Origin of the sequence: Serratia sp. BNK-12, from assembly GCF_047456085.1 — a bacterium.
In the GTDB taxonomy this organism is placed as follows: Bacteria; Pseudomonadota; Gammaproteobacteria; order Enterobacterales; family Enterobacteriaceae; genus Serratia; species Serratia liquefaciens.
The window spans coordinates 2,093,396-2,118,141 of the sequence record NZ_CP179896.1; the positions used below are offsets into that span (position 1 = coordinate 2,093,396).

The window sequence follows — 24,746 nt, forward strand, 5'->3', positions numbered from 1 at the left end:
CCGTTAATCCCAGCATAAAATAGCGCCTTGGCCGACGTCGCCGGGGTGCTACTCCTTGATGCTCACGGGGTTAAGTGTTAAAAAGCCGCCCGCAGATACATTTATTGAATGGCGAAATCTTGTGCAACAGCGCCAGGTTCCCACGCCATATGAGGATAAGATGGGCGGTCAGCAGCAGGATACCCCGCTAAAACGCGGTTTAAAAAACAGACACATACAACTTATCGCCCTGGGCGGCGCTATTGGCACCGGCCTGTTTCTCGGCATTGCGCAGACCATTAAAATGGCCGGCCCATCGGTATTGCTGGGCTATGCCATCGGCGGGTTCATTGCCTTCCTGATCATGCGCCAACTGGGGGAAATGGTGGTCGAGGAGCCGGTTGCCGGGTCGTTCAGCCACTTCGCTTATAAATATTGGGGCGATTTCGCCGGTTTTCTTTCCGGCTGGAACTACTGGGCGATGTTCATTTTGGTCGGCATGGCCGAACTGACCGCCGTCGGTATTTATATTCAGTACTGGTGGCCGGACATCCCAACCTGGGTTTCCGCCGCGGTATTTTTTGTCCTGATCAATTTGATCAACCTGGTCAATGTCCGACTGTATGGCGAGACCGAGTTTTGGTTTGCCATCATCAAGGTGGTGGCGATCGTCGGTATGATCCTGTTTGGTGCCTGGCTGCTGGCCAGCGGCAACGGCGGTCCGCAAGCCAGCCTCAACAACCTGTGGGAGCAGGGGGGCTTTATGCCGCACGGCATCAGCGGGCTGGTGATGGCGATGGCGGTGATCATGTTCTCGTTCGGCGGCCTGGAGATGGTCGGCATCACTGCGGCCGAAGCCGCCGATCCGCGCCGCAGCATCCCGAAGGCCACCAATCAGGTGGTGTACCGCATCCTGATTTTTTATATCGGTTCGCTAACGGTCCTGCTGTCGCTTTATCCGTGGGACAAAGTGGTGGAAGGCGGTAGCCCGTTCGTGATGATTTTCCATGCGTTGGACAGCAGCCTGGTGGCGACCCTGCTTAACGTGGTGGTCCTGACGGCAGCGCTGTCGGTGTACAACAGCGGCGTCTATGCCAACAGTCGCATGCTGTTCGGCCTGGCTACGCAGGGCAATGCGCCCAAGGCGTTGACGCGGGTGAACAAGCGCGGCGTGCCGGTGCTGTCGATTGCGCTGTCGGCGCTGGTGACCTCTGTCGGTGTACTGATCAACTATGTGATGCCCGGCAAGGCGTTTGAATTGCTGATGGCGCTGGTGGTGTCCACGCTGGTGATCAACTGGGTGATGATTTGCCTGGCGCATTTACGCTTCCGCGCGGCGAAAAACCGTCAGGGCGTGATCCCGAGCTTCAAGGCGCTGTGGTACCCGTTTGGCAACTATTTGTGCCTGGTGTTCCTCAGTCTAATCCTGGTCATCATGTATTTCAGCGAGGGGATCCGTATCTCGGTGTTGCTGATGCCGGTGTGGATCTTGCTGTTGTGGGTGGGGTTCAGGCTGACGCGCCGCAAGGGCGCTAACGTTCGGCGTTAAGGTTTAACGGAGGCGCGTTTTGCGCCTCCCATTTTCATTTAGCCGCGTGGCATAAAGGCATTGCCCGGTGCGGAGCGGCCCAACCCCAACAGCTTCCTGCACAGCAGGAATACCGTGGTGATGACATCGATAGCGACCACGCTAAGCATCAATACGGCCAGCATGAAAAAACTCACCATCGCGCCAAACAACAGCACCAGGGGTGCCGGCACGCGTACGCGGCGCAGTTTCATCGCGACATACATTTTCCAATACTGCATCTGTGCCAGCATCGCGCTACGGATACGGCCCATGCGAACACGTGATTTGCGTGATGTAGAACGGCTCATAACTTCTCCTTTTCTGAATGTCCTATAAGTAAAACACAAGGATCTTAAGAGATGCTTAACAGGCTCTAGGCGGCCCTGGCATTCTCACAGGGATTGTGACACCACATTAGGCAAAAAGGTCCCCCCTGAGGTGAGCACAGTTCACAAAGCGCACCAATCGTCTATTTTGTTATGTTATCGAAACTGCCCGTGCAGGGTGTCCGCAGTGGTCGGGAGAGCAACTTGAAGATAACCAATCGTTACTATGATGCCGGCAAAGCGCACCATACGCCGCAAGGGTTTCGTAACCCGGAGCCTACTCTGCGCCGGGAAGGGGATTTGAAGCGCTGGCAGAATGAGCGCAAGCAGCAGGGCCTGCCCAAGCCGCCGCAAATGGGGTACCAACAGTTTACCCAACGCTGGTGGCAGCAGGCAGACCTCAGCGGCAGCGACAACGGTATCTGGTGGTTGGGGCATGCCTCAATGCTGCTGCGTCTTGAAGGGCGTTACATTCTGATTGACCCGGTGTTGTCGCAGCGCGCATCGCCGTTGAGTTTTTATGGCCCAAAGCGCAAGACCCCAACGCCACTGACGGTGCAGCAGTTACCGACGGTGGACGTGGTATTGATCTCGCATAACCATTATGACCATCTCGATCGGCGCACCATCAGGCAGTTGGCGCGTCGTTTTCCGCACGCGACCTTTATCGTCCCGTTGGGGCTGAAAAGTTGGTTCCGTCGCTATCGCCTGCAACGGGTCGAGGAGCTGGACTGGTGGGATAGCCTGCAGTTGGGTGACCTGACGTTTCACAGTACGCCGGCGCGCCACTGGAGCATGCGCACCCTGTGGGACCGCAATCGCTCTTTATGGTGCGGTTGGGTGATTCATCATCCGGCACTTCGATTCTATTTTTCGGGCGACAGCGGCTATTCGGAGCGGCTGGCGGACATTGGCGCGCGTTTAGGGCCTTTCGACGTGGCGGCGTTGCCGATAGGCGCTTATGCACCACGTTGGTTCATGCAGGAACAACATATGGATCCGCAACAGTCGGTGACGCTGTATCAGCAATTAAATGCGCCGCAGGTCATTCCAATCCATTGGGGTGTTTTTGAATTAGCCGATGAGTCATTGGATGAGCCGCCGCAGCAATTAAAACTGGCGTTGAGTTCGGCCGGGATAGAGCAACACCGGTTCCGGCCAATTAAAATTGGTGAGCGCATTCTGCTTGAACCTAACTCTTAAGCGTTAATTCGTGGCAAACGGGGCTGGCGTCGCCCCCGTAGCCGTCCGCAAGCCAGTCCCACCGCAGGTTGTAGCGATGTGGGCAGCTTGCCGGACGGCAATATCCACAACCTGGCCTAACCGGTTGACTTGAATAGGGTAGCGGCGCGACAAAAGATAAAATAAATACGTCAACTCGCAATTGCTCTTGATCGCATAAATACCCGCTCGGTTTTTAAGATTTAATTTCGCTATAGGTTCGCACTGACCTCAAGGTTATTGGCGTTATTTAACGGCGTAACGGAGGATGTATTTCTCTGTGGATGCACGACCACGGTGCGTAAATTCTGATTTTGCATGCTTATGCACCCAAAAGTGGCACGCTATTTGATTTTCATGGTAGGGCTTGGGTTGCATAAATTATGGTCAGTTGGCGAGCGTGGCAATAATTTACCCTGGTATTATTGTGCTGTTGCATGCGGAGGGATTGCCGAAGAGTGGGCTATGCCAGCGTTGAGCCGTCCGGATGGCAACCCAATGGTCGGATCAGCCGGTCTCCAATACGCCCGTTCACCGATATTCAAATGTCGTATAAGAAATTCCATAAAGATTCAAATTTTTTAACGTTCTAAGCGTCGGGCTGGGGTTATATGTTGCAACATTCATGGGGCAATCGGATGAAAGAATTGTTAAAATTCAGTCAGGATGCGGAGTGTAGCGCAGTGTAAGGGTTAAGCAGAAAATAGCTAAGGCTTCAACATCTTTTAGCCTATTTAAGCTTATATTGCTCTCGACCGTTTCAAATATGTGCGACAGCTCCATCAGTGATTAAAAATGGCTTGCCATCGAATACAGAGTATGTGATAACGCATCTGGGTAAAACGAGGTACAGTTCTGTATATGTGTGGCATTTTCAGTAAAGAAGTTCTGAGTAAAAACGTTAGCGTTGAATACCGCTTCTCTGCCGATCCTTATCTTAGTGCCTCAAGCAGTAACGACTCTAGTTTGTCTATGTAACGCCTACGGGCGGTTTAAACAATCCAAAGGAAATACTCAAGATGGCAAAGATCAAAGGTCAAGTTAAGTGGTTCAACGAATCTAAAGGTTTCGGTTTCATCACTCCAGCTGACGGCAGCAAAGACGTGTTCGTACACTTCTCTGCAATCCAGGGTAACGGCTTCAAAACCCTGGCTGAAGGCCAGAACGTTGAGTTCGAAATCCAAGATGGCCAGAAAGGCCCATCTGCAGTAAACGTTACTGCAATCTAATCAGCGTCAGCTGTACAAAAAACCCGCCTTGGTGCGGGTTTTTTCGTTTCTGTTATTCGCCGGTGATAATAATGGCCGCGTACTGGTTGCGTCCGGTGATGCCAGGGTGGGTGGGATCCTGTTCGCGACGGTGACTGTTGCGCCGATAGCTGGTGTATTTAAAGCGCTGTGGCTGGAGCCGGTCGGTATTTGGCGTGCAGATAGTGCAACTGCCGGCACGGTCCACGGCGGCGAACCCCAGCTCGCGAAGTTTGGATTCGGCGATTGCGGCCAGATCCAGGTGACGATAGTGGGGACTGATTAAGCTGGCGGGCAGCGGCAACTGCTGTTTGAACCGTTCGACCAGTTCTTCATTCACCTCATAACAGCATGGGCCGGCCGCAGGGCCGATGGACGCGACCCAGTTGGTGGTTGAGTCATCTTGTGCGATACGCGCCGCCAGCTGCTCCAGAACGCCATCCAGCAGCCCACGCCAGCCGGCATGCACGGCTGCAATGGCCGAGCCGTCATGGCGGCTGAAAATCACCGGCAGGCAGTCTGCCGTTAACACGCTGAGCAGAATGCCCGGCTGGCGGGTATAGAACCCATCGGCTTCACCGCACGCCTGTGCTGCCTGCGTTACGTCGACAATGCGCGTGCCGTGTACCTGTTTTTTTTCCGGCAAGGTGGCGCGATAGGGCTGCAGATGCCCAGGCAGCAACGCGCTCTTATTGCCGAAACCGTGTCGAATAGCGGGAACGCGGTTGAGAAGCGGGGAATAGTCGGTCATAAACGTCTTTACCTGCGTCAGAAAACTTAGCGTCAGTGTAGTCAGTTTTTTTCCTGCTTGGCTAGCCCCCATGGGATGCGCCTTGCATCACACAGAAGCCTTCTTTAGACTAGCCGCGCCGTATCTCTCTGGAACCCAAGCCATGTCTTATCAGTGCCCTCTGTGCCATCAGCCGCTTCATTTTTCCTCACCGCAATGGCGTTGCGACGCTAACCATCAGTTTGACTGCGCCAAAGAGGGCTACGTCAACCTGCTGCCGGTACAGCACAAGCGTTCGAAGCAACCCGGCGACAGTACGGAAATGATGCAGGCGCGGCGCGCGTTCCTGGATGGCGGTTTTTATCGGCCTTTGCAGCAGCGGGTAGCCGAGCTGTTGGATGAGGCGCTGGCACCCGACGCACAGGCGCTGCTGGATATCGGCTGCGGCGAGGGGTACTACACGGCGGAAGTAGCTGCCCGATTGACGCAACAACGCAATATGATCCTGTATGGGCTGGATGTCGCCAAGGTGGCAATCCGCTATGCGGCCAAGCGTTATCCTGCGGTGTCATTCTGCGTAGCGTCGAGCCATCGTCTGCCGTTCGCCGACGCTTCTTTAGACGCCATTCTGCGTATTTATGCGCCCTGCAAGGCGGAAGAACTGGCCCGGGTGGTGAAACCCAGTGGCGTCGTGGTGACGGTATCGCCTGGTCCACGCCATCTGTATCAGTTAAAAGAGCAGGTTTATCAGCAGGTGCAACTGCATGCTGAACAGAATGAGCAGTTCGCAGGCTTTGACTGTGAGCGGGTCGAATCGCTGGCCTACCCGATGACGCTGCCGGGCGAGCAGGCGGCCAATCTGCTGCAGATGACGCCTTTTGCCTGGCGGGCCTCTCCAGAGGTCCAGCAGCGCCTGAGCGCCAGTGAGACCTTCCTCTGCGAAACAGATTTCGTTATTGCGCTCTATCGCCGCCGGCATGCTTAATGCCGCCCGACAGAGTGCGGGCCAGCGATGACCTGACCGACTAAGGTGGGCAGAAACAAAAAAACCTGCCGTTGGCAGGTTTTCTTTGGGTGCTGTCGGTTCAGGCGAGGTAGCCCAAATGCTCCAGCAGAATATTGACGCCGATGGCGATCAGCACCACGCCGCCAAGGATCTCAGCGCGTTTACCGAGTAATGGCCCAATAAAGCGGCCAATCATCATGCCCAGCGTCGCCATAATCATGGTGGCCATGCCGATAGCCATGGCGGTGTGCACAATGTTTACCTGCAGGAACGCCAGGCCGACGCCGATAGCCATAGCGTCCAGACTGGTGGCGATAGCCGTGGCCACCAGCAGCCAGAATCCGTGACGCTTCACTTTCTCTTCTTCTTCAGGGCGGTTTCTGACGCCTTCGACAATCATGCGCATACCGAGAATAAACAGCAGCGAGAAGGCGACCCAGTGATCCCACTCCATGATGTATTGACTGGCGAACAGGCCGATGCCCCAACCGATAATCGGCGTAATGGCTTCAACCACGCCGAAGATGAGTCCGGTGCGTAGCGCTTCACGAAAACGGGGCTGATGCAGGCTGGCACCTTTGCCGATCGATGCGGCAAACGCATCCATAGACATGCCAAAAGCGAGAATGAGAGTAGCTGACAAGTTCATGTAAAATAGCCTCGGCCGGGCGGCTCCATATACACGTAACCCACCCCCAACCATACGACGGAGTTACGTGTCTATGGTCTCGCCAACCTTACCTGGCTGCCCGCACCACGTTTTAATGATTAAAACGAGTATGTTGATACGGGCGTCTCTGGCGTTTAATTGTCCAGAAACCGGCTACTCCCCAATGACGGCGCAACCATACCATATTATTTCCGTTGGCAACAACCCTTATTCCCCATGGATATTTATTTGGAATTGATAATTATTTTCATTAATGAAATATGCAAGACGGAATATAATGTAGGCGAGTGCAATAATGTTGCATAAATAATAATCAGGTAGCCTTGTGCGCTGGTGATTAATTATCCACATTCAGCGCATGGCGAGAACAGAGGTTCTGTTGAGGTTATTTTTACTCACTGATTTTCAACAAAAAAGTGATATATTTTTTCCAGATCGTCTAATTGCGTGACCTGAATCAGCAGTCTGCGCCGCTCCAGATCGATGACCAGAATGCCATCCTCGGATAAATTCATGGCCTTAATGCGGTTATATTCGATAAACGCATTGGCATAAAAGAAACCCTGTGCTTTAAACAACATCTTGGGCCAACGAATATAGGATATGTAGACGGCGATCAGTGCTAAAGAAATAAGCAGATAGGTGGTTAATGCAGCACCCTGTGTCGTGACATTACGATAAATCAGAATGGCAATCAGACCGACAAAGATCAGACAATCAATCCGGTTACGTCGTTTTAGCTGTACCTTGAGCAGCGTTTTGCCCTTCAGCAGGTTCATCCCGAATTCGTCGTAAATCGCATACACCAGCATCAGCGCGGTGAAAATCAGTAATACGCCATCGGTCAGCGACATCTTTCAACTCCACAAATAAAAAAACCGGGGGTTTCCCCCGGCTGATAATCGTCTTACAGGCCCAGCAGGCCAACCCAGTAACCAAAGATACCGATGGCGAAGAAGCCGATGATGATCCACAGCGCATTCACTTTCCTGCGCAGCAGCCACATACAGCCAAAGGTCAGCAGTAACGGCACCAGGCCCGGCATCAACTGGTCGAGGATAGTCTGCACCGTGGTCACCGTGGTATGCCCGGTCTGGTCGGTGATTTTAGACACCACCAGCGGGATATTCACGTGCGTCCACTTGTTAACCAATGCCCCCATGACAAACAGGCCGAGAATCGACGCTCCTTCCGTCAGTTTTTGCAGGAAGCCGCCGCCCATGTCGTTAACGATATCCACCCCTTTGCGGTAGCCGTAGGCCACGCCGTAATAGCGGGTCAACAGGCGCACCAGGTTGAACAGGACGAAGAATAAAATCGGACCCAGCAGGCTGCCGCTCATGGCGATACCGGCACCAAGCGCGGCGAATACCGGACGAACGGTCCCCCAGAAAATCGGGTCGCCTACGCCGGCCAGAGGCCCCATCAAGCCGACCTTGATGCCGTTGATTGCCGCATCGTCGATCGGCGCGCCGTTAGCGCGTTGCTCTTCCATTGCCATGGTCACGCCAAGCACCGGCGCCGCCACGTAAGGGTGGGTGTTGAAGAACTCCAGATGGCGTTTAATCGCTTGTTTGCGATCGTCGTTATTTTCCGGGTAAAGGCGACGGATCACCGGCACCATGGAGAAGCAAAAACCCAGCGCCTGCATACGTTCGAAGTTCCATGAACCCTGGAACAGGTTCGAACGCATAAACACACCGCGAATATCGGCTGGCGTGAGTTTCTTTTGAGCTGTTGTATCAACCATTTCTCTCACCTATTCCTAGTCCAGTTCGTTATCGAGGTCGTTGGCGTTAGCCGGGCCGGCTTGCACAACTTGTGACTTGTTGTATTTCGGGCTGAGCTGGATATACAGCACGGCCATCACCACGCCGATAACGCCGAGCGCGACCAGGTTAAAGTTGGTGAAGGCGGCGGTAACGAAGCCGAGGTAGAAGAATGGCATCAGATAACCGGCACGCATCATGTTGATCACCATGGCGTAACCGACCACCACGATCATCCCGCCGGCGATGTTCAGGCCGCTGGTGACGACTTCCGGGATCGAGTTAAGCAGCGCGTGAACGCCAGAAGTGCCGACCGAGATAGCGACGATAACCGCCGGGATAGCGATACGCATCGCCTGCAACAGCAGGGCGGAAATATGCAACCAGGTGATGGCGCGTAAACTGCCGCGTTCTGCCGCGCTGTCCGCAGCGTGCTGGAAAGCGACGGTCAGGGTACGCACGATGATGGTCAGAACTTGTCCGGCTGCCGCCAGCGGGATGGCCAGGGCGATACCGGCACCGACGCTTTGTCCGCCGGCAATAACCAAAATGGTGGATATAATGGACGCCAATGCCGCATCTGGCGCAACCGCCGCACCGATGTTCATCCAGCCCAGGGCGATCATCTCCAGCGTACCGCCGATGATGATACCGGTTTTCATATCACCGAGGATAAAACCGATCAGGGTACAGGCGACCAGCGGACGGTGAAATTGAAACTCGTCGAGAACGGAACCCATCCCGGCGATACAGGCAACGATAAATATCAGTACAATCTGAAGAGTGGTAATCTCCATTGCACTTCTCCTATGACCAAAGATCTCTGAGTAAAATAATTACTGGCTGTCGCCATTAATTGAGTTTGTTAATCAGGTCCATCATTTTTAACCGGCTGTCGGACGAGACTTTACGCACTTCCAATTCAATACCGCGCTCGTTTAATTTCTTAAACGCTTCGATATCTTTTTCGTCAACCGACACGGCATTGTTCACCTGCGTTTTGCCCTGGCGGAACGCCATGCCACCGATATTCACCGACTTGATATCCACACCGGCTTCCACCAGGCGCCAGACGTCGGTCGGATTGGTAAACAGCAACATGACGCGATCGCCAGCGTATTTCGGGTTGTTCCACACGCGAATGGCTTTCGCTACGTCAACCACGTGTGCGGTGACGCCCGGCGGGGCAACCTGGGTCAGCAAGGTTTTGCGGACGTGGTCGGCGGCAACTTCGTCGCTGACCACGATAATGCGGCTGACGTCGGTTTCCTTGGTCCAGCGGGTCGCTACCTGGCCGTGGATCAGGCGGTCATCGATACGGGCCAGGCCGATTTTCATATGGTCATTGGGCCCCAGCGGCGCTTGTGGGGCAGCGGGTTTGGGGGCGGGAGAACTCTGCGGTGCCGCGGGCTTAACACTCTCTTCTGCCGGTTTTTTCAGCGCTTTCACGCCCTCACGGCCGGTTTCCAACGCCAGGGCGACCAATTCGTCGAAGCTGGGGTTGTCGTCTCGTGCCATGAAGGTTTCCACCAGCATGGGAATGTTAACCCCGGTGACGACCTCATAATTTTCTTTATCGACGGCGATGCGGCTGGCCGCATTGAACGGGCTGCCGCCCCAGGTATCCACCAGGAACAGGACGCCACCGCTGGTGTCGAGTCCGCTGATTTTCCCGTTGTATTTCTCGATTAACGTTTCGGCATTTTCTCCGGGGACGAAATCTATAAAAGCGACGTTGTCCTGTTCGCCCAATAGCATCTCCGTCGTTTTCAGCAATTGTTCCGCTGCGGTCCCGTGTGTGCCGATGATAATAGCTATTGCCACTCGCTACCTCCTCATTGAACTTCGTGCACGGATTGTGTCGGTCTTTAGTTCATTTGCTTCCTGGCAGTCACTTCCGCGGTTCAGATACATTATGGTAGAAATCTGGAAACCCGCTCTTAACATTTCTCGCGCAGTTTCAAATGCCTGTGCGCGTTGTTCCACGTTAGCGCCATTTATTTTAGTGAGTGAAAAAATAAATTTTGTGACGTTGCTCTGTTATTGAGCGCTCGGATAAGTCCTAACGCAGCGTTTGAGGAATTAAACAACAGAGCTGTTACAAGAGAATGCAGAAGGTAAAAAAGCTTCTTTGCCGGCTAAAAATTTCCTGCTAGAGTATTTCCTCTTTCATATTTAGGAGTGAAGGGCCTCAGCCCACCCTATGGACTGTCACCGAAGTTACTGTTTTTCAAGGTTCCACCCGCCACCTGCTGGCGTTGCAAACATCACACGGCCGCTCGGCCATTCCCCGGTACTACAATCCCGTTATCTTGCTGTTGTTGTCAGCGCTAATCCTGCGTCGGCATTCTCACGCCTGAGCACAGCTCGGCAATCCTGTCTTTTTTTCGGAGTCTGATATGGAATTTTTAATGGACCCCTCAATTTGGGCTGGGTTACTGACACTTGTCGTGTTGGAAATTGTACTGGGTATCGACAACCTGGTGTTTATCGCCATTTTGGCCGATAAGCTGCCGCCGAAGCAGCGTGATAAAGCGCGTATCCTCGGATTGTCGCTGGCGCTGTTTATGCGTCTGGGCCTGTTGTCGGTGATTTCCTGGATGGTTACGCTGACCACGCCGCTGTTTAGCGTCGCGGACTTCAGCTTCTCCGGCCGCGATCTGATCCTGCTGTTCGGCGGTGTTTTCCTGTTGTTCAAGGCCACCATGGAATTGCACGAACGGCTGGAAGGGCAGACGCATCAGGATGGCGCCAACCGCGGTTACGCCAAGTTCTGGGCGGTGGTGGTGCAAATTGTGATCCTTGACGCAGTGTTCTCGCTCGACGCGGTGATTACCGCCGTGGGGATGGTGAACGACCTGCCGGTGATGATGACCGCCGTGGTTATCGCTATGGTGGTGATGTTGGTGGCCTCTAAACCGCTGACTAACTTCGTGAATGCGCATCCGACTATCGTGGTGCTGTGTCTGAGCTTCCTGTTGATGATCGGCTTGAGCCTGATCGCCGAAGGCTTTGGCATGCATATTCCGAAAGGCTATCTGTACGCTGCGATTGGCTTCTCGATCCTGATTGAGCTGTTTAACCAAATCGCGCGCCGTAACTTTATCAAGCACCAGGCCCATCGCCCGATGCGTGAACGCACCGCCGAGGCGATTATGCGTCTGATGGGGCAACAGCGTGCGCAGCAGACGGATGAAGCGGCACCGTTGCCGGTGAATGAAACCTTCGCGGAAGAAGAGCGCTATATGATCAGCGGCGTGTTGACGCTGGCCTCGCGTTCACTGCGTAGCGTGATGACGCCGCGTACCGAAATTTCATGGGTGGATTGCGACCGCTCTCGTGAAGAGGTGCGCGAACAGCTGTTGGATACTCCACACAGCCTGTTCCCGGTTTGTCGTGACTCGTTGGATGAAATTATCGGCGTGGTGCGTGCCAAGGATCTGCTGGTGGCGGTAGAACGGGGCGAAGACATCGCCGAGTTTGCCGCGCGCACACCGCCGATCGTGGTGCCGGAAACCATGGACGTGATTAATCTGTTGGCAGTGCTGCGTCGCGCCAAGGGGCGACTGGTGGTGGTCACCAATGAGTTCGGCGTCGTGCAGGGGCTGGTGACGCCTTTGGACGTGCTGGAAGCCATTGCCGGTGAGTTCCCCGATGAGGATGAGACGCCGGATATCGTGGTGGAAGCCGACAGCTGGCTGGTAAAAGGCGGTGCCGATATGCACTCGCTGGAGCAGGCGCTAAACTGCGAAGATCTGGTCAGCCCGACGGCAGATTACGCCACCTTGGCTGGGTTCCTGCTGGCCCATTACGGCCAAATGCCGGTGGTGGGGGACGTGGTGGAGCTTAACCGGCTGCGCTTCGAAGTCATTGAGGTGTCAGAGTACCGCATTGAGCTGGTGCGCATCACCAAAGTGGAGCCTCACGACGAGGAACATCAGTAACAGAAGCCGGAGGCATCATGCCTCCGGCTTTTTTTCCAGCCCTGCCTTTTGCTCTTCCCGCTGATTCCCCGTCCGTAACCGCGATTCGTACTGCTGTAGCCACAGCGGGAAAACATGGATTGGCATTGGCTTGGCAAAATAGAAGCCTTGCAGGGCATTCACGTCGTGCGAGCGCAAATATTCAACCTGTTCGGCGGTTTCTACCCCTTCAGCCACCAGTTTTAATTTCAGACGCTGTGCCAACGTAATAATGGTATCGGTGACCGTGGCGTTAATGGCATCGGTACCGATGGCGGCGGTAAAACCGCGATCGATCTTCAACACGTCCGGGCTGAGTTTTTTCAGGTAGCTGAGCGAGCTGTGCCCGGTGCCAAAGTCATCGATCGCCAGCATAATGCCCATCTCCTTCAGCGTTTTGATTTGCTCATACTGAATTTCTGACAGCGCGGTGCGTTCGGTCAGCTCCAGCATCAGCGACGGCATCGGTTCTGCAGGCAGCCACAGACGGCGAATGTCATCGATGATAGTCACCGCGTTGAAATGCTCCGCGGCGACGTTGATGCTGATATAAAACGACGGACGCGGCGGGAATAACTGCAGATTTTCCACTACGGTGCTTATCAGGTAGCGGGTCAGGGGAATGATTAACCCATGCTGTTCCGCCAACGGGATGAACACGTCGGGGGAGATCCAGCCCTGGCGTTTGTTTTTCCAGCGCAGCAGGGTTTCAACCCCAACGCAGCGACCGGTTTCAGCGTTGATGATCGGCTGACAGTAAACGCGGAATTCGCGATGAGAAATGGCATGTCCTATATGGTACGAAAGGCTCATGCGATTCGCGGTGAGCAGGTACACCACGTAGGCCGCCAGCAGGCTGATTAGTAACGACAGCGGAACATGGCGCGGCAGTGCCGCCAGCGCCAGCATGCCGGCCTGAGGACCGAACAGCGAGACAGAGAACGGGTATTGCGTAGATTTCGCGGTATAGCGCAAATCGGTTATCAGGCTATCGCTGCGCAGGATCTCGCGGCGACCGTATTCCAAACTGTAATCTCCGACGTTCAGCACCACCCGCTGTGCATAGGGTTCCTGAGGCTCGAGCAGAAAGTTTGCCAGCAGTTCAATATTGAAGACGTGCAAGACGCCGTTACGGCGATCATTATCCGCCTCTGGCGTCCACATGATCAGGGTGGGGACGCCTTTGGCGACCGACAGCGAAGGGCGCAGCGCCAGCTTCGCGCCATCGTTTGCTATTGCGGGCAAAATAGCGCTGAAAACATACTTGCGGGAACCAAACAGGCTGGAACAATAAATAACACCATCCTTGACCAGCAGCACTGCCCGAAGCGCCTGGTTTTGCGCGGCGCGAAAGCGCAGCGTTGGCATGACGGTTTCACAAGTGGGGGTCAGCAGGGGCATGGAGCGTTTGGCCTGTAATTCAGCCGGTGACAACAGGTTGTTGATCTTGGCGACGGTGCGATTGGCAAGCACCTGTCGATTGTGTTCGATGGTGCCGATTTCCTGATAGTAGCGGGTGTAAAGCGACAACAGCAGAATAGCCAACCCGACCGCCCCGGCTAGCAGCCAACGGTAATAGCGGTATTTGGTCACGGTAAGTTGGGTCATCAACATCGCTAAATCCTTGTTCGGTAAGCCAGCCCAGAATCACCGTCAGGCCAAACAGTCCAAAATGATACTCGGCTAATTCTAGCCTGTCGTTATACAAGAGTGATGGTAACCCAGTAAATTATTTAAATTTGGCGAAACAGAGGGGGAAATTGTGGGTTAACCGCAGGATCGATGTGACGTTGCCGACATATTTTACTGTGACATTGTCACTTAATTGGCGTTAGCGATTTGATTATCAACAAATTCTGGCAAGAAAAACCCCGCCATAAAGGCGGGGTTTGGGGTTAATCGCACTGCACTTTTATTGCCAGACCGCCACGCGAGGTTTCGCGGTATTTAGCGTTCATGTCTTTACCGGTTTCATACATGGTCTCGATCACCTTATCCAGTGACACGCGAGGCTCACTGGTACGGCGCAGCGCCATGCGCGCCGAGTTGATCGCCTTCACCGAAGCAATGGCATTACGCTCGATGCAAGGCACCTGAACCTGACCGGCAACCGGGTCACAGGTCAACCCCAGGTTGTGCTCCATGCCGATTTCCGCCGCGATGCAAACCTGTTCCGGGCTGCCGCCCAGCAGTTCGGCCAAACCGGCCGCTGCCATGGAACAGGCCACGCCTACTTCGCCCTGGCAGCCCACTTCGGCGCCAGAGATAGACGCGTTCATTTTGTACAGAGCACCGACTGCGCCCGCCGCCATAAAGTAACGGATGTAAATATCCGGGCTGACGGATTCGATAAAGTGGTCATAGTAAGCCAGCACTGCCGGTACGATGCCGCAGGCACCGTTGGTCGGGGCGGTGACCACGCGGCCACCGGCGGCGTTCTCTTCGTTGACCGCCAGCGCGAACATATTGACCCAGTCAATGACGTTCATCGGATCGCTGGACAATTTGTCGGAAGAGACCAGCAGGCGACGTAATGCGGAAGCACGACGCGGTACGCGCAGCGGACCAGGCAGCACGCCTTCGGTGTTCAGGCCACGGTCGATACAGGCGCGCATGGTCTGCCAAATATTGCCGAAGTAGGTTTCGATCTCCTGCTTGCTGTGCAGTGCCAGTTCGTTCTGCATCACCATGCCGGACAGCGACAGGCCGGTTTCACGGCAATGCTCCAGCATTTCACGCGCAAAATTGAACGGGTAAGGAACGCTCAATTCGTGCGCGTCGGTTTTGCCGAAATTCTCTTCATCGACGATAAAACCACCGCCGATAGAATAGTAAGTCTTGCTGTAAACTTGTTTATCCCCGGCGAAGGCGTGGATTTGCATGCCGTTCTCATGCAGCGGCAGGTTATCGCTGCGGAACACCATGCCGCCGTCACGCGGGAAATCTACCTCATGCAGGCCGCTGGCCAGCATCAGTCTTTGACGTTGTTCTACATCGCGAATAAAACCCGGGATGCTATCGATATCAACGGTATCCGGCATGTTGCCTGCCAGGCCGAGGATGATAGCGATATCGGTATGGTGACCTTTACCGGTCAATGAGAGTGAGCCGTAAACGTCTACGGCAACACGCGTGATAGAAGGCATCAGGCCTTTATTTACCAGATCGTCGACAAACTGTTTGCCGGCTTTCATCGGTCCAACCGTATGAGAGCTGGACGGGCCGATGCCGATCTTAAACATGTCGAAAACGCTAATCACGCTAAAACTCCTTAGAGGCATATTGTTATGGCTGCATCGGTTAAAAACCGTGCAGGGAACAGCGATATTGTAAAAGGGCCGTACGGGTTCGGTTGCCTTTTTCGCATGAAATAAAATAATCCTTGGTGTCAGTCCTGTTTATGATTGCCGCAGGCGCTCGGCCAGTCGAAGAACAGCCGCCACCTAAACTCGGTTAATGGCAATCGCGCCAGCTTCCACTGCTGAACGCGGCCGGCTTAAACCCTGCTGAAATAGTGGTTTATTCCGGACGGCGGTATTTTACAGGTATTTCGTAAGGTTGAAGAGAGGGTTTACAGTTTTTTTAAAACTCTGATAGCCAGAACGGTAGTTGAAAAAGCAAACAAATGAAGTGATGCCGATCGCTTTACCCGTGCCGCTGGTGCAGGTAACCGTTTGGCTTGTGATCGGCGTCACGGAATTGGGGCTAAATGCTGACCTGTTGCGCCAGGCGGCGAATGATTGCCGCGGTCAATCCCCAGACAAATTGACTCTGATACCAGGAGAGATAAATACGGTGCGAATGACCGGCGCGCTGAATATCCAGCGGGTAATAGCGTGAGAGGGTCAGCGCTTCGTGCAAAGGCATTTCGAAAACGTCGGCCACTTCATCTTCATTGGCGCTAAATTGCACGTCGGGAGAAATCAGCCCGACAACCGGAGTGACCTGGAAACCGGTGCTGCTGTCGAGCGGGGCCAGTTGGCCAAGGATAGTCACCGCCTGGGGCGGGATTGCCACTTCCTCCTGGGCTTCACGCAGGGCGGTAATAATCGCTGAGCCGTCTTCGGCATCGGTTTTACCGCCGGGAAATGCCACCTGGCCCGGATGTTTTCGTAGCGAGTCGGCACGGCGGGTGAGCAGCAGCGTGGGCTCGGGCCGGCAGATAATGGGTATCAGCACCGCCGCAGGGCGAACGTTATGCGAAATCTGTGACGCCTGCGGCAATTGCAGCTGGAAGCGGCTGATAAACGCCGCCAGCGAAGTCGGATAAGTCGGTTGGCTCACGAAGCGATAAACTCCCCCAGTTGCGGTAGGATGCGGCCGACTTTATCGAAAGTCTCCTGGTATTCCGCCTGTTCCTGGCTGTCGGCTACGATACCGCCACCGGCCGAACAGTAAATGCGGCCGCTTTCGGTGAACAAAGTGCGGATGGTGATGTTGGTGTCCATGGTGCCGCAGGCGCTGATATAGCCGATACTGCCGCAGTAGGCATTACGCCGCTGTGGCTCCAGCTCTTCGATAATTTCCATCGCCCGTACCTTGGGTGCGCCGGTAATAGATCCGCCCGGGAAGCAGGCGCGCAACAGCTCAGTTGCCGGCGTGCGTTCGGGCAGGAGGGCGGTGATGGTGCTGACCAGATGATGTACCGCCGGGAAAGGCTCCACCACGAACAGTTCGGGAACTTTGACGCTGCCCGGTTCGGCGACGCGGCCGATATCGTTGCGAAGCAGATCGACAATCATCAGGTTCTCCGCGCGATCTTTGGCGGAATTCGCCAACCGTTGCGCCTGCTGCGCATCTTGCTCGGCATCGGCCATCCGCGGCAGCGTACCCTTGATAGGGCGGGTTTGGATCTGCTGGTTCTCCAGCCACAAAAAACGCTCGGGCGAAACGCTCAGTACGGCGTTGTCCGGCAGACGTAAAAAGGCAGAGAAGGGGGCTCGATTGCTGGCGCTCAGTTGCTGAAAGGCTTGCCATTCATCGCCCTGATAATCTGCGGAAAAGCGTTGAGCCAGATTGATTTGGTAGCAATCGCCGCTACGCAAATACTGCTGGATGCGCTGGAATTTTTCACCATATTGCTGCCGTGTCATGTTGGCTTGCCAGCGGCTGGTCAAGGTGAAGTCTTGCTGAGGTTCAGATTGCTGGCTGCATAACCACTGCCAGCGTTGTTCAGTATCGCCATAACTGAGCAGCGTTAGCGTCTTCTTATGGTGATCGGCAATCAGCGCCCAGTCGTAAATGCCAACCGCCATGTCCGGCAAGGTGATATCCGCCTGTGCCATTTGCGGCAGTTTTTCCACTCTGCGGCCCAGATCGTAACCGAATAGCCCCAGAGCGCCGCCCTGGAATGGCAAGTCGGTATTTGCTGCCGGATGTTGGTTTTGTTGTTCCAACTGCTGTTGCAGCAACTGGAAAGGATCTTCCTGTGATTGATGCTCCTCCATCCCGCGGCAGATTTCTGTGATTTGCCCTCGGGTAGTCAGAGTGACCTTGGGGGCCGCGACCAAAATATCGAAACGATTATGCGAATGTTCGGCAAAGCCGGAGTGTAGCAACATGGCCCAGGGGTGTTGAGCAAGGGGAGCAAACAGCTCCAGCAGGGTGGTGGGGGTGTAGGGCAAAGATTTTAGATTGGGTGCGGTTGCGCTCATGGGCCTCAATAAACCTGACTGACGGGGCGGCTGTTTATGATGGCTATTCTGCCATATTCGGCCGATAGGCGCATGTCCTGGCATGTGTGGACAAAGCACACTTCACATAAACAATGAATCAACAAATTTGCAAATGAAGCATTTTTTGCGACTTCAACTATAATCCAATATGTTAAAAACTGCGTTATCAATTAATGACTCGGATATATCTTATCCATTGGAATCGGGTTTTATAAATTAAATCCTAGTAATTAGTTTTATTGCGTTATTACTTTTGATTGAGATCACAAAAATATCAGGCGAACTTATGACATTGCCTGATAATACCGGTTCCCGGACGATAAATACCCAAAAAGAGCACGTTTCGTATAAAACTATAACAGTAACAAGACGCATTTATACCCATTTTATCGCCGGGCACTGCGTTCTAATTTAATTGCACCCTGATATTTTTAAAAAATAGAGATATTCATTCGTTACTTTTTGCGAAGAGCTGCCTATGCCCCTAATGCTGAGTGTCATCGTCCCGTTACATAACGTGGGTGAACTGTTTGAGCCGTTTTTGGCCTCGCTGTTAGCCCAACAGGAGCGGCGCCTGGAGGTGATCATCGTCAACGACGGATCCACCGACGGCTCTGGTGATATCGCCCACCGCTATGCCCAACGGCATCCTCATATTACCGTGATTGACCAGCTCAATGCGGGCGTATCCTGTGCGCGCAATGCCGGGTTGGCTGTAGCACGCGGAAAATATGTGGCATTTCCCGACGCGGATGATTTACTGGCGCCGGAAATGTATGCAACCCTGATTGAAATGGCTGAAGAAAATCAATTGGATGTCATGCAGTGCAACGGTGAACGTTATTTCACCGACCAAGATGAACTGCAACCGATTATTCCGCAAAACCGCTTGGGCGACACCGGCGTTATTAGCGGAGTGAAATGGTTGGAACGCGCGCTCAAATCGAGAAAATTTATTCATGTGGTCTGGCTGGCGGTATATCGCCTTGATTTTATTAAACAGCATCGGTTGTATTTTGAACCGGGTTTGCACCACCAGGATATTCCCTGGACCACCGAGGTGATGTTTAATGCGCAGCGGGTGAAATATCTCAGTAAAACGTTGTATCGCCAGCGCGTGCACGATAAATCGATCAGCAACCGTCGCCGGACAGGCCAGGCCAACGTTGAATATCAACGCCATTATATGAAAATAGTGGAGATGCTGGTGGCGTTGAACCAGCGCTATGCGCGGAAAATCAGTATCCGTCCTGCTTTTCACTGGCAGATCACCCGTGAAGCCCTGGGAATTTGTCACAGCATTCGTCGTGAACCTGAACTGGCTGCCCAGTGCCGGATCACCGATGAGTTCTACCAGCGCGGTATCGATCGCGCAATGTCCACCAACGCGCGCGGCCTTAAGCAGGGCTGGCACGTCATGCTCTGGTTGCATCGCCTGAAACAGTGGCGACACGGCGATCATTGCTCACAACCGGCCGCTGAATAACAGGCGTTGGGATCCGCCGGTTTAAGGGGTATACTCGCCCTCCATTTTACCGGAGAGAAACACATGCTTGCAGGTATGCCGTCGTTAAGCCATCTAGAGCAGCAGGAAGCTGCGGATCGTATCCATCAGCTGATGGAACAAGGCATGAGCAGTGGTGAAGCCATCGCACGGGTTGCGCAGGAAATCCGTGAAAAACATCAGGGTGACCAGGTTAGCGTTATGTTCGATGACGAAGATGACGATGAAGAGTATCAGGAACGCCCGGACGATCAGGGTGATGATGACTCGGAAGAAGACGAAAACTATTGATGTTGCAGGGGCCGGCAAGCCGGCCCCAAAGCCTTAACCTTCAATGACCACCGCAGCAGCAGCCTGCTTGGCCGACTCTACCGCCAACTCGATATTTTCAGCTGTCGCCAACGCGACGCCCATCCGACGTTGACCTTGAATTTCCGGCTTGCCGAACAAACGCAGCTGATTGTGGCCGGTCAGTGCACGATCCAGCCCGCTGAAACGCAGGTCGCTACTGGTAAGCTGTGGCAGGATCACCGCCGAGGCAGAAGGGCCGAACTGACGGATTGCGCCAATCGGCAGACCGAGGAAAGCACGCACGTGCAGTGCAAATTCAGACAGGTCTTGTGAAATCAGGGTCACCATGCCGGTATCGTGTGGGCGCGGTGAAACCTCGCTGAAAATCACTTCGTCGCCACAGACAAACAGCTCGACGCCGAACAGGCCAAATCCACCCAGTGCCTTCACCACGTTTTCCGCAATGGCCTGCGCGCGGCTGAGCGCCAGTTCGCTCATCTGCTGCGGCTGCCAGGACTCACGGTAATCCCCGTCTTCCTGACGGTGTCCGATCGGTGCGCAGAAATGTACGCCATCGACGGCGCTGATGGTCAGCAGAGTGATTTCAAAATCGAACTTCACCAGGCCTTCGACAATCACCCGTCCCCCGCCGGCACGGCCACCCTGTTGGGCGTAATCCCAGGCGGTTTTCAGCTGCTCCGGGCTGCGGATCAGGCTTTGGCCCTTACCGGAAGAGCTCATGACAGGTTTGATGATGCATGGGTAGCCGATTTCGTCGACGGCCTGACGGAAGGCTTCTTCACCGTCGGCAAAACGGTAGCTGGAGGTCGGCAGGCCGAGCGTTTCTGCCGCCAGGCGACGGATGCCTTCGCGGTTCATGGTCAGGCGCGTCGCTTCTGCGCACGGCACCACACGGTGCCCTTGCTGCTCCAGTTCAACCAGCATGCCGGTGGCGATAGCTTCGATCTCCGGCACGATGTAATCAGGACGTTCCTGTTCAATCACGGCTTTCAGCGCGTTGCCGTCCAGCATGTTAATAACGTGGCTGCGATGGGCGACGTGCATGGCCGGGGCATTGGCGTAACGATCTACGGCAATCACTTCCAGCCCCAAACGCTGGCATTCGATGGCAACTTCTTTACCCAGCTCGCCGGAGCCGAGCAGCATAACGCGGGTGGCGGAGGGGCGCAGGGCGGTTCCAATAGTTAACATAGTCTCGTACCTGGATCTGTGGAGAGTAACGCGGTCTGATTGTGGGCGAGCAGTATATACGAAAACGTTTGCGTGTGCAGCCAGTGGCAAACGCGTTATCGGTTTCTGGGGTAAAACCCCGACTGATGGCTTTTTTTATGCGTGAAATCCGTAATCCTGACTATCTCTGTTATCATCTGCGGTTGATTCGGTGCTGCCGTGGGCGCGCCGCCATTCCATTTGCCATATAAGAGTTATCGCCGTGAGCACAGTTTCTTTTTCTTCCCTGCCGCTGCCAGCCGAACAGTTGGCCAACCTCAACGAACTGGGGTATGCCGAAATGACGCCGGTGCAGGCTGCCGCATTGCCCGCCATCCTGAAAGGGCAGGACGTACGTGCCAAAGCAAAAACCGGCAGCGGTAAAACGGCGGCGTTCGGCATTGGCCTGCTGGACAAAATCAACGTTCCCCAAGTGGCCGCTCAGGCACTGATCCTGTGCCCGACGCGTGAGCTGGCGGACCAGGTGAGCAAAGAATTGCGTCGTCTGGCGCGCTTCACTCAGAACATCAAAATTCTGACCCTGTGCGGGGGCCAACCGATGGGGCCGCAACTGGATTCGCTGGTGCACGCGCCGCATATCGTGGTGGGCACGCCGGGGCGTATTCAGGAACACCTGCGCAAGAAAACGCTGGTGCTGGATGAACTGAAGGTGCTGGTGCTGGACGAAGCCGACCGCATGCTGGACATGGGCTTTGCCGACGATATCGACGATGTGATCAGCTACACGCCGCCGCAACGTCAGACGCTGCTGTTCTCTGCAACCTATCCGAGCGGGATCGAACGCATCAGCGCTCGCGTGCAGCGCGAGCCACTGAATGTGGAAGTGGACGACGGTGAAGAGCAAACCACCATCGAACAACGTTTCTACGAAACGACCCGCGATCAACGCCCGGCGGTATTAGTGTCGGCGATTCGTCATTACCAACCTTCTTCTTGCGTAGTGTTCTGCAACACCAAACGCGATTGCCAGAGCGTGTACGAAGCGCTGGAAGCGCGAGGCATTAATGTCCTGGCGCTGCATGGCGATCTGGAACAGCGCGATCGCGATCAGGTGCTGGTGCGTTTTGCCAACCGCAGCTGCCGGGTGCTGGTAGCAACTGACGTTGCTGCGCGCGGTCTGGATATTAAAGAGCTGGAGTTGGTGGTCAACTACGAGCTGGCGTTCGATCCGGAAGTGCACGTGCACCGCATCGGCCGTACCGGCCGTGCCGGCTTGAGCGGCCTGGCGATCAGCCTGTGTACGCCACAGGAAATGACGCGCGCGCATGCGATTGAAGAGTATCTGCAGATCAGAGTTAACTGGGCCCCGGTGTCCGAGTTAAGCGGTGCGGGAAACACCACGCTGGAAGCCGAAATGGTCACCCTGTGCATCGACGGCGGGCGTAAAGCCAAGATCCGTCCTGGCGATATTCTCGGCGCACTGACTGGCGAGGCCGGGTTGACGGCGGCGGAAGTAGGTAAAATCGACATGTTCCCGGTGCATGCCTACGTGGCGATCCGCAAGGCCAGCGCGCGTAAGGCGCTGCAGCAGCTGCAGCAAGGCAAAATCAAGGGTAAGAACTGCAAGGTGCGGTTGTTGAAATAAGTCGCGTCAGGGGTGCGCTTGCATCCCTGCGTATAATCACCTTATACTGGTTATAAATACAGTATTCTAACCTTTGAGGAATGCACACATGGCGGTTGAAGTTAAATATGTGGTGGTGAGAAACGGTGAGGAAAAGATGACTTTCGCGACCAAGAAAGAAGCCGACGCTTACGACAAAATGCTGGATCTGGCCGACAGCCTGGGTGAGTGGCTGCAGCAGGCTCCGCTTGAGCTGGATGACGAACAGCGAGAAGGCCTGAGCTTCTTCCTGGCGGAAAACAAAGATGCGCTGGGGCAGATTTTGCGCGGCGCGACGCCGACTGAAACACCGAAGAAAGCTGCTAAAGTGAAAACGGAAAAACCTGCTGCTACCCCAAAAGAGGGATCTGCGTCAGAAAAGCAGGCAGCATAATGACTTATGTTGCGGTAATGTGATGAAAAAGGATCTAGAATGAGCCGTGAAATAACTTTCTTCACTCGCTTTGAGCAAGACATTTTGGCCGGGCGCAAGACCATTACCATTCGGGACGCCAGTGAGTCTCACTTTCAACCCGGTGAGGTTTTACGCGTTAGCCGCAATGAAGACGGTGTTTTCTTCTGCATGATTGAAGTGCTGTCGGTTACGCCGGTGCGTTTGGATGCGTTAACCGAGCAGCACGCCCAGCAAGAAAACATGTCGCTCAGCGAACTGAAGCAGGTGATCAAGGAAATCTATCCGGGGCTCGATGAGCTGTTCGTCATCACCTTCGCCAAACGCTGATCTTTTGCCAGACCAGTTGTGAGCCAAGGGCTGGCGCCCGCGGGTAGCGTAAATCACAACTGGAGGGAATATGAAAGCAACGGGACTGAGTTTGGCCGTAGCACTGTTGGCCACGGTAGGTTTTACCACCACGGTGCAGGCGCAGGAACAACGCAGCGCGAAGGTGGCACAATGCGCGGGTCTGCAACCGGCAGACGTCGCCGCTCAGGTGAAACGCGATTACCTGCAGAACCGCATTACGCGCTGGGAGTCGGATAAAAAGCTGCTGGGTACCGCTACCCCGATAGCCTGGATCAGTCCGGAGGCGATTACCGGCAAGGACGCGGTATGGCAGGTGCCGTTAACGGTGCGGGGCACCAAGCTGGATAAAACCTACAATGTCACCCTCGACTGCAACGCCGGTAAAATCACCTACAGCGAACCGCAATAATCTCACCGTTTTCCGGCGCATTAACGTCTGAAAAATATCAAGCCCGCGTTAACAGCGGGCTTTTTGTTTTTTTAGTGTCAGCGTCAGTCGGTAAATGGAATAACCAGTTCACCCGGCTTCACTTCCAACCCTTTAGCCAGTTTCTTGGCCATGGCTTCTGTTTTACTGTTATCCGGGTTCAGCACATAGGCCGGCTTTTGATTGAAATAGGATTTCAGCGATTGATTCAGATAAGGGGTCAGGGCCTTCATCACCGTCTGCATTTTCTCCGGCTGCACGCTGTAGTCGGTTAACTCCATGTCTTTGAGGAACACCGCGCCTTGCTCGCGGTCATACACCGGCTGCGCCTTCAGCGTCAGCTTCAGGTCCGCGGTCTGCGGGCCCAGAATGGAAGTGATATTCACTTTCGCATCGCCGGAAAGGGTAACCTTGCCCGGTTCGCTACGCCCAATTTGGCTCTTTAGCTGAGTCAGCACGATATTGGCGTCCAACAGCCCTGGCACGCCGATCTGCTTCTGGTAATCGTTGTGCTTTTGCAGGTAATCATTCACTTCCTGCTCGCTGAGCGTGTACTGGGTCAGCTGATTGCAGCCGACCAATGCGCCGGCGAACAGCAGGGCGGCTGCGCCCATCAGGATCTTTTTCATGTGTGCCTCATAGCTACTGCCAACGAAAATGCTGCAGATTATTGATTTGTCATTATAAACGCTCGCTGTCTGCGAAGGAAACCGTTGATGTCAGCGAGCAGGGTGATAGTGCGCGTGAAATGC

The 24,746-nt window shown here is 54.6% G+C and carries 25 protein-coding genes and 1 riboswitch; of the genes, 12 read left to right on the forward strand and 13 right to left on the reverse strand.

All coding sequences use genetic code 11. The features are described 5' to 3' along the window. The first annotated feature begins 160 nt into the window (after positions 1–160). Positions 161–1,528 (forward strand): amino acid permease, encoded by a 1,368-nt coding sequence (locus ACMGG1_RS09595; RefSeq protein WP_020827307.1) that lies wholly within the window; start codon positions 161–163, stop codon positions 1,526–1,528. A gap of 38 nt (positions 1,529–1,566) precedes the next feature. Here the strand turns inward: ACMGG1_RS09595 and ACMGG1_RS09600 are convergent, their stop codons facing one another. Then, positions 1,567–1,857, reverse strand: a complete 291-nt coding sequence (locus tag ACMGG1_RS09600; RefSeq protein WP_020827306.1) for a hypothetical protein — start codon at positions 1,855–1,857, stop codon at positions 1,567–1,569. A 222-nt stretch (positions 1,858–2,079) separates the two neighbouring features. Here ACMGG1_RS09600 and ACMGG1_RS09605 point away from each other — a divergent pair, with 222 nt between their 5' ends. The 3 genes from ACMGG1_RS09605 (at position 2,080) to cspE (ending at position 4,325) form a co-directional block, all read left to right on the forward strand. Continuing rightward, entirely contained in the window at positions 2,080–3,078 is a 999-nt protein-coding gene (locus ACMGG1_RS09605; protein WP_122079636.1) for an MBL fold metallo-hydrolase, read from the forward strand. Positions 3,079–3,957: 879 nt separating this feature from the next. Continuing rightward, positions 3,958–4,074 carry a DUF2627 domain-containing protein gene (locus tag ACMGG1_RS09610; protein WP_071593021.1) on the forward strand — a complete coding sequence of 39 codons (117 nt, stop codon included), beginning with the start codon at positions 3,958–3,960 and terminating at the stop codon, positions 4,072–4,074. Positions 4,075–4,115: 41 nt separating this feature from the next. Then, a complete protein-coding gene (gene cspE / locus ACMGG1_RS09615) occupies positions 4,116–4,325 on the forward strand; it encodes a transcription antiterminator/RNA stability regulator CspE (RefSeq protein WP_002221949.1) in 210 nt (69 codons plus the stop codon). Between the two features lie 52 nt (positions 4,326–4,377). Here the strand turns inward: cspE and pgeF are convergent, their stop codons facing one another. Further along, on the reverse strand, positions 4,378–5,094 hold the full coding sequence (gene pgeF, locus ACMGG1_RS09620; RefSeq protein WP_187961482.1) for a peptidoglycan editing factor PgeF: 717 nt from the start codon (positions 5,092–5,094) through the stop codon (positions 4,378–4,380). A 142-nt stretch (positions 5,095–5,236) separates the two neighbouring features. On the opposite strand from pgeF, the gene rlmA reads away from it, so the two are divergent. Further along, positions 5,237–6,058, forward strand: coding sequence for a 23S rRNA (guanine(745)-N(1))-methyltransferase (gene rlmA / locus ACMGG1_RS09625; RefSeq protein ID WP_262214903.1), 822 nt, complete (start codon positions 5,237–5,239; stop codon positions 6,056–6,058). A 100-nt stretch (positions 6,059–6,158) separates the two neighbouring features. Here the strand turns inward: rlmA and mntP are convergent, their stop codons facing one another. The 5 genes from mntP to manX all read right to left on the reverse strand — a co-directional run bounded on the left by mntP (position 6,159) and on the right by manX (position 10,342). Continuing rightward, positions 6,159–6,728: a manganese efflux pump MntP gene (gene mntP, locus ACMGG1_RS09630; protein WP_041414651.1), complete on the reverse strand. Its 570-nt coding sequence runs from the start codon at positions 6,726–6,728 to the stop codon at positions 6,159–6,161. 7 nt (positions 6,729–6,735) lie between these two features. Beyond that, positions 6,736–6,923: riboswitch (yybP-ykoY riboswitch) on the reverse strand. 221 nt (positions 6,924–7,144) lie between these two features. Further along, positions 7,145–7,603 (reverse strand): DUF986 family protein, encoded by a 459-nt coding sequence (locus ACMGG1_RS09635; protein WP_020827301.1) that lies wholly within the window; start codon positions 7,601–7,603, stop codon positions 7,145–7,147. Positions 7,604–7,656: 53 nt separating this feature from the next. After that, complete coding sequence (locus tag ACMGG1_RS09640; protein WP_012145539.1) at positions 7,657–8,499, reverse strand: PTS mannose transporter subunit IID; 843 nt, start codon at positions 8,497–8,499, stop codon at positions 7,657–7,659. A gap of 15 nt (positions 8,500–8,514) precedes the next feature. Next, positions 8,515–9,315, reverse strand: coding sequence for a PTS mannose/fructose/sorbose transporter subunit IIC (locus ACMGG1_RS09645; RefSeq protein ID WP_017893113.1), 801 nt, complete (start codon positions 9,313–9,315; stop codon positions 8,515–8,517). 55 nt (positions 9,316–9,370) lie between these two features. Next, positions 9,371–10,342: a PTS mannose transporter subunit IIAB gene (manX, locus tag ACMGG1_RS09650; RefSeq protein WP_414161328.1), complete on the reverse strand. Its 972-nt coding sequence runs from the start codon at positions 10,340–10,342 to the stop codon at positions 9,371–9,373. 575 nt (positions 10,343–10,917) lie between these two features. Between manX and ACMGG1_RS09655 the strand changes: the two genes are divergently transcribed. Continuing rightward, on the forward strand, positions 10,918–12,462 hold the full coding sequence (locus ACMGG1_RS09655; protein WP_046373328.1) for a TerC family protein: 1,545 nt from the start codon (positions 10,918–10,920) through the stop codon (positions 12,460–12,462). A 15-nt stretch (positions 12,463–12,477) separates the two neighbouring features. Here the strand turns inward: ACMGG1_RS09655 and ACMGG1_RS09660 are convergent, their stop codons facing one another. The 4 genes from ACMGG1_RS09660 to pabB form a co-directional block, all read right to left on the reverse strand. Further along, positions 12,478–14,094, reverse strand: coding sequence for an EAL domain-containing protein (locus ACMGG1_RS09660; RefSeq protein WP_414161329.1), 1,617 nt, complete (start codon positions 14,092–14,094; stop codon positions 12,478–12,480). 281 nt (positions 14,095–14,375) lie between these two features. Then, entirely contained in the window at positions 14,376–15,740 is a 1,365-nt protein-coding gene (sdaA, locus tag ACMGG1_RS09665; RefSeq protein WP_041414647.1) for an L-serine ammonia-lyase, read from the reverse strand. A gap of 445 nt (positions 15,741–16,185) precedes the next feature. Next, a complete protein-coding gene (locus tag ACMGG1_RS09670) occupies positions 16,186–16,764 on the reverse strand; it encodes a CoA pyrophosphatase (protein ID WP_046373330.1) in 579 nt (192 codons plus the stop codon). Continuing rightward, positions 16,761–18,134, reverse strand: a complete 1,374-nt coding sequence (gene pabB, locus ACMGG1_RS09675; RefSeq protein ID WP_414161330.1) for an aminodeoxychorismate synthase component 1 — start codon at positions 18,132–18,134, stop codon at positions 16,761–16,763. Before pabB ends, ACMGG1_RS09670 begins: the two co-directional genes overlap by 4 nt. A 499-nt stretch (positions 18,135–18,633) precedes the next feature. On the opposite strand from pabB, the gene ACMGG1_RS09680 reads away from it, so the two are divergent. Both ACMGG1_RS09680 and ACMGG1_RS09685 read left to right on the forward strand, forming a co-directional pair. Next, the gene (locus ACMGG1_RS09680; protein WP_046373332.1) at positions 18,634–19,641 is read left to right on the forward strand and encodes a glycosyltransferase; all 1,008 of its coding nucleotides are present in this window, start codon (positions 18,634–18,636) and stop codon (positions 19,639–19,641) included. A 63-nt stretch (positions 19,642–19,704) separates the two neighbouring features. Further along, on the forward strand, positions 19,705–19,950 hold the full coding sequence (locus ACMGG1_RS09685) for a YoaH family protein (RefSeq protein WP_020827293.1): 246 nt from the start codon (positions 19,705–19,707) through the stop codon (positions 19,948–19,950). A gap of 33 nt (positions 19,951–19,983) precedes the next feature. Here the strand turns inward: ACMGG1_RS09685 and purT are convergent, their stop codons facing one another. Further along, on the reverse strand, positions 19,984–21,162 hold the full coding sequence (gene purT / locus ACMGG1_RS09690) for a formate-dependent phosphoribosylglycinamide formyltransferase (protein ID WP_128864719.1): 1,179 nt from the start codon (positions 21,160–21,162) through the stop codon (positions 19,984–19,986). 241 nt (positions 21,163–21,403) lie between these two features. Here purT and dbpA point away from each other — a divergent pair, with 241 nt between their 5' ends. The 4 genes from dbpA to yebF all read left to right on the forward strand — a co-directional run bounded on the left by dbpA (position 21,404) and on the right by yebF (position 23,976). Next, positions 21,404–22,786 carry an ATP-dependent RNA helicase DbpA gene (gene dbpA / locus ACMGG1_RS09695; RefSeq protein WP_414161331.1) on the forward strand — a complete coding sequence of 461 codons (1,383 nt, stop codon included), beginning with the start codon at positions 21,404–21,406 and terminating at the stop codon, positions 22,784–22,786. A gap of 88 nt (positions 22,787–22,874) precedes the next feature. Then, a complete protein-coding gene (locus ACMGG1_RS09700; protein ID WP_115058644.1) occupies positions 22,875–23,198 on the forward strand; it encodes a YebG family protein in 324 nt (107 codons plus the stop codon). A gap of 39 nt (positions 23,199–23,237) precedes the next feature. Beyond that, positions 23,238–23,546 (forward strand): N(4)-acetylcytidine aminohydrolase, encoded by a 309-nt coding sequence (gene yqfB, locus ACMGG1_RS09705; protein WP_020827289.1) that lies wholly within the window; start codon positions 23,238–23,240, stop codon positions 23,544–23,546. Positions 23,547–23,616: 70 nt separating this feature from the next. Beyond that, positions 23,617–23,976, forward strand: coding sequence for a protein YebF (gene yebF, locus ACMGG1_RS09710; RefSeq protein WP_048760142.1), 360 nt, complete (start codon positions 23,617–23,619; stop codon positions 23,974–23,976). Positions 23,977–24,059: 83 nt separating this feature from the next. On the opposite strand, the gene ACMGG1_RS09715 is transcribed toward yebF, so the two are convergent. Then, the gene (locus tag ACMGG1_RS09715) at positions 24,060–24,623 is read right to left on the reverse strand and encodes a lipoprotein (RefSeq protein ID WP_414161332.1); all 564 of its coding nucleotides are present in this window, start codon (positions 24,621–24,623) and stop codon (positions 24,060–24,062) included. Positions 24,624–24,746 lie beyond the last annotated feature (123 nt).